The 15,090-nt window shown below is 43.6% G+C and carries 15 protein-coding genes; all 15 read left to right on the forward strand.

Features of this window, described 5'->3' with window-relative positions; all coding sequences use genetic code 11:
* The first annotated feature begins 275 nt into the window (after positions 1-275).
* The 15 genes from PP175_RS06715 (at position 276) to nthB (ending at position 15,088) form a co-directional block, all read left to right on the forward strand.
* Positions 276-437, forward strand: coding sequence for a hypothetical protein (locus tag PP175_RS06715; protein ID WP_272442018.1), 162 nt, complete (start codon positions 276-278; stop codon positions 435-437).
* A 65-nt stretch (positions 438-502) separates the two neighbouring features.
* Positions 503-964, forward strand: coding sequence for a DinB family protein (locus tag PP175_RS06720; protein ID WP_272442019.1), 462 nt, complete (start codon positions 503-505; stop codon positions 962-964).
* 109 nt (positions 965-1,073) lie between these two features.
* Positions 1,074-2,420: a DEAD/DEAH box helicase gene (locus tag PP175_RS06725; protein ID WP_272442020.1), complete on the forward strand. Its 1,347-nt coding sequence runs from the start codon at positions 1,074-1,076 to the stop codon at positions 2,418-2,420.
* 154 nt (positions 2,421-2,574) lie between these two features.
* Complete coding sequence (locus PP175_RS06730) at positions 2,575-4,116, forward strand: spore germination protein (protein WP_272442021.1); 1,542 nt, start codon at positions 2,575-2,577, stop codon at positions 4,114-4,116.
* Complete coding sequence (locus tag PP175_RS06735; RefSeq protein WP_272442022.1) at positions 4,113-5,213, forward strand: GerAB/ArcD/ProY family transporter; 1,101 nt, start codon at positions 4,113-4,115, stop codon at positions 5,211-5,213. Before PP175_RS06730 ends, PP175_RS06735 begins: the two co-directional genes overlap by 4 nt.
* A complete protein-coding gene (locus tag PP175_RS06740) occupies positions 5,210-6,346 on the forward strand; it encodes a Ger(x)C family spore germination protein (protein ID WP_272442023.1) in 1,137 nt (378 codons plus the stop codon). Before PP175_RS06735 ends, PP175_RS06740 begins: the two co-directional genes overlap by 4 nt.
* 12 nt (positions 6,347-6,358) lie before the next feature.
* Entirely contained in the window at positions 6,359-6,487 is a 129-nt protein-coding gene (locus PP175_RS06745) for a hypothetical protein (RefSeq protein ID WP_272442024.1), read from the forward strand.
* A gap of 11 nt (positions 6,488-6,498) precedes the next feature.
* Positions 6,499-8,520, forward strand: coding sequence for a glycosyltransferase family 39 protein (locus tag PP175_RS06750; RefSeq protein ID WP_272442025.1), 2,022 nt, complete (start codon positions 6,499-6,501; stop codon positions 8,518-8,520).
* Positions 8,521-8,556: 36 nt separating this feature from the next.
* Positions 8,557-9,534, forward strand: a complete 978-nt coding sequence (locus PP175_RS06755; protein ID WP_272442026.1) for a glycosyltransferase family 2 protein — start codon at positions 8,557-8,559, stop codon at positions 9,532-9,534.
* Positions 9,521-9,943, forward strand: coding sequence for a GtrA family protein (locus tag PP175_RS06760; RefSeq protein WP_272442027.1), 423 nt, complete (start codon positions 9,521-9,523; stop codon positions 9,941-9,943). The genes PP175_RS06755 and PP175_RS06760 overlap by 14 nt, the downstream gene beginning before the upstream one ends.
* On the forward strand, positions 9,933-10,826 hold the full coding sequence (galU, locus tag PP175_RS06765) for a UTP--glucose-1-phosphate uridylyltransferase GalU (protein WP_272442028.1): 894 nt from the start codon (positions 9,933-9,935) through the stop codon (positions 10,824-10,826). The genes PP175_RS06760 and galU overlap by 11 nt, the downstream gene beginning before the upstream one ends.
* Positions 10,827-11,084: 258 nt before the next feature.
* A complete protein-coding gene (locus PP175_RS06770; protein WP_272442029.1) occupies positions 11,085-11,522 on the forward strand; it encodes a GDSL-type esterase/lipase family protein in 438 nt (145 codons plus the stop codon).
* 319 nt (positions 11,523-11,841) lie between these two features.
* The gene (locus PP175_RS06775) at positions 11,842-13,329 is read left to right on the forward strand and encodes a purine-cytosine permease family protein (protein WP_272442030.1); all 1,488 of its coding nucleotides are present in this window, start codon (positions 11,842-11,844) and stop codon (positions 13,327-13,329) included.
* A gap of 82 nt (positions 13,330-13,411) precedes the next feature.
* Positions 13,412-14,344: an acetamidase/formamidase family protein gene (locus tag PP175_RS06780; RefSeq protein ID WP_272442031.1), complete on the forward strand. Its 933-nt coding sequence runs from the start codon at positions 13,412-13,414 to the stop codon at positions 14,342-14,344.
* A gap of 66 nt (positions 14,345-14,410) precedes the next feature.
* A complete protein-coding gene (gene nthB / locus PP175_RS06785; RefSeq protein WP_272442032.1) occupies positions 14,411-15,088 on the forward strand; it encodes a nitrile hydratase subunit beta in 678 nt (225 codons plus the stop codon).
* Positions 15,089-15,090: the final 2 nt, after the last annotated feature.

Below are 15,090 nucleotides of genomic sequence, written 5' to 3' on the forward strand. Positions count from 1 at the left end.
CAACAGTCTCCATCATTGAGTTACCCAGATGTTGCACCTAAACGGTATAAAGGAATCTAAGCCATTGCCTGCGCTTACGCTTGCCACTGACCAAGATTCCCTAATGACGGTCCGCCCGACGTTCCACAAAGCGGCCGTAAAAACTTCTATGTGGGGAAAGAAGAGAGCGGCATGGCACACGATGTTTTTTTACCGTGTGAACTTTGGCACATCTGCCTAATGCGATTGCCTATACAATCTACTTATAAGGTAAACGAATTAGTGGGGGATGAACAATGAAAACGTTAATCAGTTTTAAAATGGTGCCTGTACTCATGGATATCGGTTTAATTGTGGGGGTTGTCTCGCTTGTGTGCTTGTCGCTTCTTTTAAAGCCGCTGCTTGGGGCCATTCTCGTAACCGCATTGTTTATCTACTCCATGTACATTTGGTTGTAGTTTAATTATTCTAAATAATGTTAAAATAAAAGGGAGAGTATCATGTTACATACAGGAGGGAAAAGATGAAAGCCATTGCCTTTTTTCCGTTTGTGAATGATTTGAGGGATCGATTTTTACCGGCGTATGCATCTCTTACTCCCGAAGAACTGGAACAGAAAGTCACGGGTTCACCAAATTCAATTGGTTTTTATCTGCGCCACATCGCCCAGGCGGAGGACTGGTTTGTGCAGGGGCTTCTTAAAGGCGGGAATGTTCAGCCGAAGAGAAAAGCGCAGCTGCCTACCATCACGGAAATACTGGGGTACCTTCAGGAAACAAGAGCGGGGACGCTGGAGTATTTGGCCGCAGCAGATGCAGATGAGTTTACGAGGCCGATTACGATACCGGATGGATTTCGTGGGGAACCGGTAGAAAACCCGACAGTTGGCTGGCTTCTTCACCGTATATTTGATCATGAGGTATACCATCTTGCGCAGGTAAATATGACACTGCGATTAATGGGCAAAGAACCACCGAAGATGTGAACGTTTCCCTTTCCGTATTTTTCACACGGAAGGGGTTTTTTTGTAGTCTAATACCTTAATTTCGGGTAAAATAAGGCATAGTTCGCTTTTTAAAGAAAGGAAGGCACGAATGGAATCATTTAAAGGATTTAACCTTAAACCAGAAGTTTTACAGGGGATCACAAACCTGTATTATAAAAAACCCACGCCTATTCAGCGCGAAACCATTCCGTTAATTCTTAAAGGACAGGATGTAATCGGACAGGCACAGACAGGGACGGGGAAGACAGCCGCATTTGTCATCCCGATGCTTGAGATGATTGAGGCAGATAAAAAAGATATACAGGCGCTCGTTATGACACCTACACGGGAGCTGGCCATTCAAATAACCGAAGATATTACAGCACTTAGCAAGCACATGGATATCAATGTGCTATCTTTACATGGCGGGCAGGATATTATGCGCCAGATCAGCAAGTTACAAGGGAGCATACATATTGTGGTGGGAACACCTGGCAGGATTCTTGACCACCTTCGCCGGGAGACACTGCATTTTGGCCGCATTAAGATGCTGGTTCTTGACGAAGCAGATAAAATGCTTGAAATGGGCTTTCTTGAAGAGGTTGAGGAAGTTTTTATCCAGACTGCGCAGAAGAAGCAGGTGCTTCTGTTCTCTGCAACCATACCGGATGACGTACGGAAGCTGGCCCACCGCTTTATGAATCAGCCGCAGATTGTCCGTCTAGAGAAAAAGCAAATTACTGCGGAGACTACAAAGGAATCGTACTATGTGGTCAACCAGAGCGATAAGACGGATGTGCTTGTTCAGTTAATTAAGGATTCCCGTCCTTATTTAGCGGTTATTTTCGCCAATACAAAGACGCGCGTCAATGAATTGGTACGGCGGCTCCAGGAAAGCGGAATCGAAGCGGAGGCCCTCCACGGGGATTTGAGCCAGAAAAAGCGCGAGCAGATAATGGACAGGTTCCGTGAAGCGAAGTTTCAATATCTTGTCGCAACGGATATCGCGGCAAGGGGTCTGGATGTTGAAGGAATTACGCATGTCTTCAACTATGATATGCCATCCGACGTGGAGAGTTATATCCACCGCGTGGGCCGGACAGGCCGTGCCGGGCAGCAGGGTGTGGCCATCTCGCTAGTGTCCCCGCGCCAAAAAATCATTTTTAACCGGATTTCTAAAGCCATCAGCGGGGGGGCAGAAGAGAAATTTCTTGGCGGCGCCAAACGCGATCCGCGTGCCCGCAGACCCAGGGAGGCTACCAAAGATGAGCGCGTATCCACTGCTGATGTGAAGGCGGATTACCGCGAAAAACGGCAGGAATCCGGGCGTGCCCAGGCTAAAAAACCGCGGGTAAAGCCAGGTTATAAGAAGAAAGCGGCAGCAGAACGCGAGAAGGAACAGCGAAGAAATCGAAGAAAGAAAGTCGGAGAAATTTACCGCAGGAAAAATAAGTAACCGAAAACAAGAAAAGCACCGCTCCGAGGGATGCACGTTTAGTCTCCCCGGAAGCGGTGCTTCTTCATTTTACCAGATAAGCCTGCCGTATACTCCAACATCCAATTTCTCATAATAACCCGTATAAAATCACAACCAGAAAATGGGTGAACGAATGGGTTTTTTTCATAATTGGCTGCGAGGGAGGAAGGCATTTTCTACGCAGAAACAGGCTGATAACGTATTAAATAGCACGATTTCTTCCTCTAATTCCACAAACTTATATTATTTATCCGTGCTATTCAGTGGAATACCGGAACTGATTACACGGACATTTCAATTAAAGACAGGACAGGAAGCAGCGCTTGTTTATATGGAAGGGCTGGTAGATAAAACTTCCATAAATATGGATATTCTTCGTCCACTTATGTTCGAAAAATTGAATGAAAAGGATTTCTCGGAGTCTGCTGTCTCAATTGGCCAAATCAAAAAGGTCCAGACGTGGTCGGAGGTTGAACAGGCTCTTCTTAATGGGAAAAGTATTCTTTTTATTGATGGAGAGCCAACCGCGCATGAGATGGAAACACAAGGGTGGCCCCAGCGGGCCATTGAGGAATCAAAGACAGAAAAATCGTTAAAAAGTGCTCATCAGGGGTTTACGGAAACGGCCAGCCAAAATATGGCACTGATCCGTCGCTTTATTCCAAACCGTGAATTAAAAGTTAAGGAATTTACTGTTGGGGAGCGTGCAAGCTCCAAACTTTTCATGCTTTATCTGGCTGATGTAACGAATGAACAATTCCTCCGGGAAATGGAGTGTCGAATCAAGTCCGTCAAAGTGGATGCCATTCTCACCACAGGTCAGTTGGGAGAGTTCATTGAAGATAGCTCTTTTACCCCTTTTCCACAGTTTTCTGTAACAGAACGTCCGGATACAACGGCTCATCATCTGCTTAAGGGACGAGTCGCCGTTGTAGTTGACCGTTCACCTGGTGTGCTCATTGGACCGATGACCTTCCATACTTTTTTTCAGACGATTGACGACTACAGTATAAGATCGCTCGTTATTTCTTTTATCCGTCTCATGCGTTACGCAGGATTTTTTATTGCGATCTTTACCCCTGCTTTTTACATCGCCATGATTACTTTTCATTATGAAGTGATACCGCTTAAATTGCTTATAACGCTCGGGGAGTCGCGTGAGAAAATTCCATTCCCACCTTTATTAGAAGCAATAAGCATGGAAGTGGTGATCGAAATGCTCCGCGAAGCAGGGGTGCGGCTCCCTGCCCCCATTGGACAGACCATAGGAGTTGTAGGCGGTATTGTCATTGGCCAGGCAGCAGTTCAGGCCGGACTGGTGAGCAATGTCATGGTTATTGTCGTATCGATAACGGCGATTGCTTCTTTTATTATTCCTGACTATGAAATGTCGGCGGGTATTCGGCTCCTCCGTTTTCCCATGATGCTTTTGGCCTCCATATTTGGCATTGTTGGGATAATGATTGGAATGATGGTTATGGTTATTCACTTACTGTCTTTAGAATCACTCGGTGTTCCATATAGCAGTCCCATATCGCCCCTGCATCTTTCGGATATGAAGGATACGTTTATTCGGTTGCCACAATGGATGTTCAAAAAACGACCCTTATCCATTAAGCCTAAACAGTTGAAACGACAGGAGAATAATGGGGGAACTGGGGATGAAAATACGTGAGAAGGGATGGAAAAAATGAAATCTCTTTGTTGCAATATATTTTGACGATTCATAGTGCTCAGATCGGATACGGTGTGCTTACGCTTCCGCGAGAATTGGAACAGGTGGCAGGTACCGATGGTTGGATTTCGGTTATCATCGGGTGGGCGATAACCACGCTGGTAAGTCTATGCATTGTACGGTTAATGGCCAAGCATCCAGGAGACACGTTGTATGATCTATTAACACGTTATACAGGAAAATGGATGGGAAAAGCAGGAATCATTATCTGGATTTTATATTATTTACTCGCGTCTGTATCCCTGGCTTTTTCAATCGTATTTGTTATTCGTCTGTGGATTTTGCCGAAAACGCCAGATTATGCACTCATGCTTTTGTTTATCATTCCAGGGTATATGTTGATTCGCGGTGGGATTCGGATCATTAGCCGGTATGCTGTATTTGTCTTTTTCTTTACGCTTTGGTTGGCGGTAGTGATACTCATCCCCCTTAAAAATAGCCATTGGGTGTATCTCCTCCCTGTTTTAAAAGAAGGGTGGATGCCGGTTTTATATGCAGTGAAAACAACGAGCATTGCTTTTCTCGGATTTGAACTTGCGTTTATCATTTATCCCTATCTCAAAAATAAACAATCCGCATCGAAAGGAATTGTCATCGCCAATACCCTTACGTTGATGGCTTATCTTCTTATTACATTGGTTTGTTTTGTTTATTTTAGCCCGACTGGCATTTCGGAATTTCTATGGCCCACACTGACCCTAGTTAAGCCCATTCATTTTCCGTTTCTTGAACGATTCGAAATTGTTTTTTTATCTTTCTATCTTTTTGTTTTTTCAACATCAGCTTATCCTTACGTTTTTTCTGCTACGTATGCGATTAACCAACTGTTTAATAAAACGAAATGGCAGTTACCTACTTTTATTTTGCAGGCCTCTTTTGTTTTGATTCTAATTTTTTATACACCTTCTATAGCGCATACGGATGCACTGAGGGAATGGTGGGGAGTAGCTAGTTATTTCGTGGCCTATGCTTTTCCGGTTGTCTTTCTGTTATATGTAACGGGTTATACGTATTTGAAAGGGAGGAAGGCAAAATGACTAGATGGGTGACATTCATCCTGGCTTGTTGTGTGTTACTCATCCTGCCAGGTTGCTGGGATCAGCGTGAACTTGAGAGGCAAACGATATCCTTAGTTTACGGGTACGACATAGACGGGGATGATCAATTGATTGTGTATCAGATGAGCCCTATTTTTAGTAAGAATGCGAAGAAAAAATACGAGGTCTACGGATCAAAAGTGTATACAACCAGGCAGGCAAGAGACGTGTTCAATGCCTCGAGCAACGGCATCGTTTCAACGGGAAAATTACAGGCGCTCTTATTGAGCGAGAACTTTTTAAAAAAGGAAGGCGCCATGCCTTATATGGACGTATGGTATCGTGATCCAAAAAATACGGGGAATATGCGTATAATCGCTGTAAAGGGGTCCGTTTCTTCCATTATGCAAAGTGAGTTTAAAGATAAGCCGATTCTTCCCCAATATTTGACCAATTTAATCGATGTAAACGAAAGTTACAATCATACAGATGTTACTACCATTGATGAATTTCATAGGGAATCCTTCAATGAGGGAATCACGCCAGCGATCACAGAAATGAAAAAAGGAAAGGATGAGCTTGTTGTTACCGGCACCGCGCTATTAACGGATAGAGGGGTCTATAAGTTATCATTAGATCGCAGGGAAAGTGCCCTGCTTCTCATGCTGCAGAAGAAGGAGGAACTGCCGGTTTCCCTTACCATGCAACTGCCATCTGCGTCATTAAAGAAAAGTAATTTTCTTAAAAACATAAAAGGAAGAGATTTTGTAACGGTCGATGTCACTAGACTTAACCGTAATATTTCAACGGGTCATGATGGCAGTCATTTTACCTTTGACGTAAAGATGACGCTGGATGTATCCATTACGGAGCGTACATTTAATATGGATACCAAAAAAAATAAAGACAAATTAGCTGCGATCATTTCAGAACAGATCGGAAAGGACTTAAATGGGCTGATCACGAAGGTGCAGAAACAGAAACTTGATCCGGTTGGATTTGGTGATTATGCGCGTGCCTTCAGGTATCAGCAGTGGAAAAAAGTTAAGAATCACTGGCCGGATGAGTTTTCGAAGGCGACCGTTACGGTAAAGCCGAGTGTGAAAATTATCGAGTATGGTGTTATTAAATAGAAGATAGATTACATGAAAGCCGATCTCGCGTTTGAGATCGGCTTTCATTTTCAACATCATAATTCTGACACAATCCCGGAGTATGCTTATCTTGAAACAACAAAGGAAAAAGTCATTTCATCTAAAATGAAAGATGGATGAAGGAGAGGGTTATGAATCAAGGAAAATTTAAATTCAGTTGGCATTATATTGCGTTGGCGGGGATCCTGCTTACCTCCATTATTCTTAACTTCTACAAATTAGGGCAGGAGGGATATGGAAATCTTTATTATTCTGCAGCGGTAAAAAGCATGCTGCAAAGCTGGCACAATTTTTTCTTTAATTCGTTTGATTCAAAAGGGTTTATAACGATTGATAAACCACCGGTTGGTTTTTGGTTTCAAACGTTAAGTGCCTACATCTTCGGTTTCAAAGGGTGGAGTTTGTTTCTGCCCCAGGCTTTGGCCGGTGTGTTATCGGTAGCCTTGCTTTATCATCTTGTGGCCCGGGTGTTCGGTCGGGGTGCAGGGCTTATGGCGGCACTGTTTTTGGCACTTACGCCTATTGTCGTGGCCGCGGACAGGACGAATGAGATTGATAGTCTATTAATGTTCACGACCTTGATTGCTACCTGGGCCATTAGTAAAGCAGTGGATCGCAGCAGTTTGAAATGGCTCTTGTTGGCAGCTGCTCTAGTTGGCTTGGGATTCAACATTAAAATGATGGAAGCATTCCTGGTTCTTCCAGCTTTTTATGTTTTTTATGTGATTTCACCGCGCTTAAGCTGGACAAAGAAGATTGTTCACTTAGTTTGCGCTACAGTCGTGCTCGCTGTGGTTTCATTTTCCTGGTCGTTTATTGTGGATTCGACCCCTCCCGACCAGCGTCCATATGTAGGCAGTACGCAAAATAACTCCATGGTGGAACTGGCGATTGGATATAACGGCATCAATCGATTGGTTGGGCAGCAGCGTGGTGTTGGCGGGTTTTCCGGTATGCGGCCCCAGCAAAACCATCGGGCAGGCGGACAAGGGGATGCAGGAGGAGAGCACAGAGGTGCGGATGCCAACTACCAATCATCCATGGGGCCACACGGGAACGGCCATGGTTCTAATTTGAACGCAACGATGCAGCATAATGTAAGAGGAGCTTTTAATGGGGGCGGACAAACGGGCAGGCCGGGACTGCTGCGGCTGTTTACGACCCCGCAACTGGCCGGGCAGCTAAGCTGGCTATTGCCAGGCGTCTTATTTAGTGCCTTGTCCTTACTCTGGGGTATTCGGCTTAGAGAACCCCTCGATCGAAAGCGTCAGACGGCCATTTTTTGGACGGTATGGGTCTTAACGATGTTCATTTTCTTCAGTGTTGCAAACAGATTTAGCAGCTATTACATGGTTATGCTGGCTCCCGGTATTGCTGCGCTCGCTGCAGCAGGTTTTAAAGAGATGTGGAATCAATGGCACGCTTCAGCCACAGGAAAAGCCTGGTTATTGCCTCCTGCACTCGTATGTACGGCAGGCTTTGCAATATCTGTTGTATGGAAATATCCGGGATTAGGCACAATGGTTTCGCTGGTGATTGGCGTACTGGCATTAATTGCCCTCATTAGTATGCTCGCTGTGCGGAAGGAAAATGGCACAGGAAAGAAGGGCATTACAGCTCTTGCGGTCAGCGCGAGTATTCTCTCTCTCATCTTAGCTCCAGCGGTATGGGCTGTGACGCCGGTTCAATACGGAGGATCGGTGTCCAAACCATTTGCGGGTCCAGAGCTTAAGATGCAGAAAGAAAGGGATGGAATGGTATCAAACCCTAAACTTGAAAGCTATTTAAAGGCCAATTATCGGCAAGGCACATACTTCCTTGCTACGTTAAACGCGATGTCGGCAGCACCTATCATGATTGATACCAATCTGCCAGTCATGGCGATGGGTGGATTTATGGGAGCGGATCCGGTTCTTACAGTTGAGAAACTGCAAAAACTGGCAAAGGACGGCCAGGTGCGATATTTCTTGCTCCAGGGACAAGGAGATTCTTTTGGAAACCGGCAAACTGCGGTGGCCAACTGGATCCGGACCAACTGCCGTATCGTACCGGCTGACAAGTGGATGGAACCACAATCTAGAAAAGCCAGCGGCCAGGGCTGGATGGGATTTGGGCATTCCTCTGAAACCCTCTATGAATATGTGCAAAAATAACATGATAAAGATCATGATGAAGCAAGGGGTCTAACTATGAAAAAAGCGATTCGTTATTCTATTATTGTTCCGGTTTATAACGAAGAGGCTGTCATAAACGAAACGTATCAGCGGCTCACGAAAGTTATGGAATCAATGGGAGAGCCGTACGAATTATTATTTATCAACGATGGAAGCCGGGACAAAACAGCACAAATTATTGAACAATTGGCAGAAGCGGATGACAGTGTTAAACTTCTGGACTTTTCACGTAATTTTGGCCACCAAATAGCCATAACCGCGGGCATGGACTATGCCTGCGGGGAAGCTGTTGTGATTATCGATGCAGATTTACAGGATCCGCCGGAACTTATCCCGCAAATGGCGGCAAAATGGCAGGAAGGCTTTGAGGTTGTATATGCAAAACGAACAAAGCGAAAAGGCGAAACGCTGTTTAAAAAATGGACAGCGGCTCTCTTCTACCGTACTTTGCGTGCCGCGGCCGAAATCGATATCCCGCTTGATACGGGTGATTTTCGGCTAATGGATCGTAAAGTATGTGAGGCGATGCGAAGCATTCGGGAAAAGAACCGTTTCGTTCGGGGCCTGGTGAGTTGGGTAGGATTCCGTCAAACCGCTATTGAATACACCCGGGATGAACGTTTTGCTGGCGAAACGAAATATCCGCTCAAGAAAATGCTTCGATTCTCAATGGACGGCATTACATCCTTTTCCTATAAACCGTTAAAATTAGCCGGCTATCTGGGGTTTGTCGTTTCCTTTTCCAGCTTCGTCTATTTGATTGTTACGCTATTTCTGCGGTTATTTACTGCCGATACCATTCCGGGTTGGTCATCCGTTATGGCATGTGTGCTTCTCTTAAACGGTGTAGTCCTCATTATTCTGGGGATTCTGGGCGAATACGTTGGCAGAATTTACGATGAAACGAAAAATCGGCCGCTTTATATTCTACGTAATAAGGAACATGCAGGGCGCCCGCAGCCGGATGAGGTGAACTGGCGTGTTAAACAATAAACGGGATGCTGTTCAAATTCTGCGTTTTTCCATTGTGGGCACAGCTAATGCCACCATTGATTTTACAGTCTTTTTCTTTTTGACAGTTATTGGGCTGCCGTATCTCCTTTCACAAATCGGATCGTATTCAGCCGGCGTGTTAAACAGCTTTTTTCTCAACCGGAAATGGACATTCAAGGTTGGATATTCGGCCAATCCATCAGAAATTATGAAGTTTATGATTATAAATGCCGCTTCCTTATCCCTGTCCTTTGGGCTTCTCTATTTGCTGCATGATCGGCTAATGCTGGGTCTCTTGCTTAGTAAGATAGGAGCCACAGGATGTGGTACGGTTGTAAATTTCATGGGAAGCCGGTTGTGGGTATTTACCGAAAACAAGACGATAGGGGGAAGACCACGTGAAAGTTAAAAAAGCAGTCATTCCAGCAGCAGGACTCGGTACGCGATTTCTCCCGGCTACGAAGGCACTGCCGAAAGAAATGCTGCCTATCGTGGATAAACCTGCAATTCAATATATTATAGAGGAAGCGATCGAGTCGGGGATTGAAAGTATTATTGTGGTGACGGGTCGCAATAAGCGGGCGATCGAGGACCATTTTGACAAGTCTATAGAACTTGAGAATGCTCTCGCGCAAAGTGGAAAAGAAGACATGCTAAAAATGGTGGAAGGTATTTCAAAAATGGCGGATATCCATTATATTCGCCAGAAAGAACCGAAGGGCCTTGGGCATGCCGTTCTTTGTGCACGCCATTTTATTGGTGAGGAGCCGTTTGCTGTACTTCTTGGTGACGATATAATGATAGCGGAAAAACCTGCGCTCCGGCAGATGATAGATATGTATGAGACGTTTGATACAGAAATAGTCGGGGTACAGCCTGTACCGCTGCCGGATGTTCGAAAATACGGCATTGTATCCCCTCAGCAGGATGTGTCATGGAAAGGGATGGAAGCGCATTGGGTACAAGATTTAGTGGAAAAGCCTTCACCAGAAGAAGCCCCGTCTCAATTGGCCGTCATGGGGAGGTATATTTTAAGTCCCTCAATTTTTCCCATTCTCGAGCGCATTAAACCGGGAAAAGGAGCAGAGATTCAATTAACGGATGCATTGAAGGAAGCATGTCAAGATCACCCTTTGCTGGCACTTCCACTTAAGGGTAAACGCTACGACGTCGGGGATAAATTTGGCTACATTCAAGCTACGATAGAATTAGCGATTGCGCGGCCGGAACTGCGCTCCAACATACTTTCCTATATGGAGGCACTGTTGGCAGCTGAAAAACAGGCTCGTTGAAAAATAGGCAGGAACTAACGCTCCCTTGCTTCTAAATGCACTGATAGTTTTGATGGGGCTGTCTAAAAAGTCCCTTTAAGAGTAAAATGCACACAAAGCAAAAACCGAGTCGGTAAAGAGGTGTTCAGTGATCCGATCCCATTCCTCGTTAAATATAGTGATAATTTAGCGATTAGCGTTTACGTACCAGAAAATAGTGGCCCAACGTCTTTGTCACTCTGGGTGATTCTATTACGGATGGTGACCGCTCTACATTAAATGCAAACCATCGCTATCCTGATTACCTCGCTAATCGTTTGTAGAGTATTTCCCAATCAAGCGGTTTCTGTCTTAAACGCTGGCATTTCAGAAGACAGAATATTACAAGATTTACCGATGAACGGGGTGAAAGCGCTTGATCGGCTAAATCGAGATGTTTTCTCTCAAACCGGTGTCATTGATGTTATCCTATTGGAAGGTACTAATGATATTGCAAAGTCCCCCCATAATTATGATGCAAATCAAATTATTGCAGGTATGAAACAAATTGCTACACAAGCACATGAAAAAGGGTTACGCATTTATATGGGAACTCTAACTCCATTCCGAGATGCAGCGTATCCGCAATACGATTGGACTTTTGCAGAACAAGGAGATAAAACTAGAAAACAAATTAATGAATGGATTCGCTCAACTAAGGTTGATGTTAATTTTTAGCAACAGCTAATAAAACCCGAAATTCGGCCATATTCAGCCGTCTTCCGGGTTTTATTATGTTTGGCGATTCTGAATAATATGTTAGAAAATATTACATATTCATTTAATATCAAAATAATAAAAAAGTATAATCAAATTGTAAGTGAGACGAACTCAAAAAATAATATGAAAGGAGAGGCAACATATGTAATACACAGGAGGATAGGTTTATGAACAAAAGGAAATGAGCGTTAAATTTCAAAAAGAACATTCGCATTGAACATGTCGCTTGATCAAAATAAGGAGGCAGTTTCGTAGATTTGTTGTAAAAGGGAGGTCTATGATGAGCAAGTTTAGAGAATGGTTTCAAGGCCCAGAAGATATCACGAAGGCCGAGGCTGTTGAAGATTATGCGGTTGGTCGTGTACCGGGTCGATATCGTTGGCCAATACCAGCCATAATTCTTGTTCTTTTAGGGAATTCCACAGCTATGTTTTTTTTTAGCTTTGGTGCGGATTTGAGTTATCAGGTAGGGTGGCCAACGGTTATCTGGCCGATTTTGTACATGTTAGTTGGGGCAACGATCATTGGATCGTGTACGATGAAGATTGCAAGTAAAGAAGGGTTATCATTAAGCCTGCTTACTCGAGGACTAGGCTTTGGATACATGGGTTCCGCTGTTACATCGTTGATTTATGCGGTTAACTACATTTTCTATTTCTTATTTGAAGGAACGATCGTTTCTCATGCTATTGCAAATTATGCTGGGATCCAGATCAATTCTCCCGCTGGTGTTGCAATCTTTGCTGCTATTGGTTTAATCACGATATGGTTTGTTTGGAAAGGGATGACTTCCATGCAGTTTTTACAAACATGGGGTGTTCCAATTTTCCTACTCCTTTTCCTCATTGGTCTTTATGAATTATCAGTAAACTATTCAATTATGGGTCCTGTATCTTGGATGCCCAAAAATGGGGTAACTGCTGCCTCTATTTGGACAGTTATGAACATGGCGAATGGCCAAGTTGCCTTCCAAGGGCTGATGGCGACCGATTATGGTCGTTTTGCTAAGCCAAACATCACGTACAAGGGGACTACAACAATTATGTTGGGTATGCTGGTTCCGGCTATTCTTATCATGTTGTTTGGAGCCATGTTGGCTTATACGTTGATTCCGCATCTTGGCAAGACAAATGCTTACTCTTTAGCCTCCGATCCAGGGTTTGCATTTCCTTTCGTAATGGGTTTTATTGGAATGGTATTCGCTGTTATCACCCAGATTCGAATTAATGTAATGAATCTTTATTCTGGTTCACTTGCTTTATCAAATACGATGGATATGGCATTTAACTATCGTCCTGGACGTCAATGGTGGATGTTATTAGTTTGGCTGATAGGGGTTATTTTCTACGCATTTAACGTCCTGCAATATACAGGTACATTTTTATCTATTACCGGAATATTGACCAATACTTGGGTATTCATAATCTTGACAGATTACTATGTTTGCCGAAAACTAATGAATTTAGCTCCATCTGACTTTGTGGAATATCGCCGTGAATATCTTCGCTCTTGGAATCCGGCTGGTATTCTCTCCTTGTTGATTGCTGTAATCGTTGGTGCAATGGGGGTATTTGAGGTATACCCTATTTATTACGCTTCCTTTATATCGATGATTATTGGTTCAATTTTACACATTTCGATTACTGCAGGAACCAGAGGACGCTATTATTTTAGAAAATTCCCAACGGATATGAAGACAAGCTGGGTTCCACCTTATTCTTATGAAGGTCCTCAACCCAAAAATTTGCTATCAGAGGTCAAATAGTCTAATAAACCATTTGTAATGATAACTAAAAATTTAGATGATTAGTTATCTTAAACTATAAAAATTAATCAGGAGGAAAAAAATGAGCAAAATTGAAACGATTCGAGAGTTAAAGCAGACAGGTTCTTATAACTATGCTGTCGGACCTTATTCTAAACCTATTGCGGAAATTGAACCGGGAGAGATCTTTAAGGTTTATACAGAAGATGCTTTTGAAAGTCAAATCACAAAAACGACGGATGTACCGAGTGAAATATTGAATATGCCTTATTTAAATCCGATGACAGGTCCTTTTTATATAAAAGGGGCAGAAAAAGGGGATACGATTGTCGTTGAAATCATTGATATTCAGCCTACTAGAGACTTTGCCGTTAGTGCACTAATTAAGGATTTTGGAGGGTTAACAGGAACCGATGTAACAGCTCTATTAAATGAATCACTTCCAGAAAAGGTTTGGGTTTATCCAATTCAGGACGGAAAGGTTTGGTATAACGATAAGATCGGTATTCCATACAAACCGTTTTACGGTAGCATTGCAACTGCTCCTGAAATTGAACAAATTGCTGCACTAGCTCCAGGTAATTATGGGGGAAATATGGATTGCCCTGATGTTTGTGTTGGAAACAAACTTTGGTTGCCAGTGAACGTTGAAGGTGCTTATTTTTACGTCGGAGATGCTCATGCAAATCAGGGAGACGGTGAGCTTTGTGGAGTTGCTCTAGAGCATACAGCTGTAGGGACATTCCGCATTGAATTAATCAAAGGGAAAAAAGTAGCCTGGCCTCGCGTTGAATCAAAGGATGAGATTATGGTCATCGGCAGCGCTCGCCCAATGGAAGATGCAGCAAGAATAGCTTACAAGGAGTTAATCCTCTGGATGGAGGAAGATTATGGATTTGATCCTATTGAAGCCTATCAACTGTTAACTCAGGTAGGAAAACTTCACGTTGGAAATATGGTAGATACTCAATATTCATTAGTTGCCAAGTGTTCCAAGGAGTATTTAATAAGATAAATTCTTCCGAAACTATCTCTTGAGTGAACCAATTCCTATTAAATTACGCATATAGGGGGTATACCAATGAACGGTATCCATGATGTTGGAGGTATGGATGGATTAGGGGAAATTATTCGAGTAGAAAACGAGCCTTACTTCTATGAAGATTGGGAAAGGCGTGCTTTCGGGCTTATGGTTGGAACGACGGGTCAAGGATTATTTAACATTGATGAATTCAGACATGGCATTGAACGAATGAATCCAGTGGATTATCTGACCTCAGGATATTATAGTCACTGGATTGCGACCATCGCAACAAACTTAGTAGAAAAGGGAGTACTGGACGCAGAAGAACTCGATACTCGAACGCAAACTTTCCTCATGGAACCTGATACTAAAATACCGTGGCGAGAGAATCCAGAATTAGTAAATCTTTTAGAACAAGTGATGAAAGTTGGCGCGACTCCAGTCCGCAAAGTATCGTCTTCTCCCAAGTTCCAGGTGGGGGAAAGAATAAAGACAAAAAATCTTAATCCATCTGGTCATACAAGATTCCCTCGTTATACGCGTGATAAGTATGGTGTCATCGATACGGTGTTTGATGCCCATGTTTTCCCTGATGATAACGCTCATGGGAGAGGAGAAAACCCGCAGTATCTCTATCGCGTACGTTTTGATGCCACCGAATTATGGGGAGTAAAGCGGAGTGAAACAGTGTATGTCGATCTTTGGGAAAGTTACTTGAAACCTGCTTCAAACTAATA

Source organism: Aneurinibacillus sp. Ricciae_BoGa-3 (genome assembly GCF_028421645.1).
In the GTDB taxonomy this organism is placed as follows: domain Bacteria; phylum Bacillota; class Bacilli; order Aneurinibacillales; family Aneurinibacillaceae; genus Aneurinibacillus_B.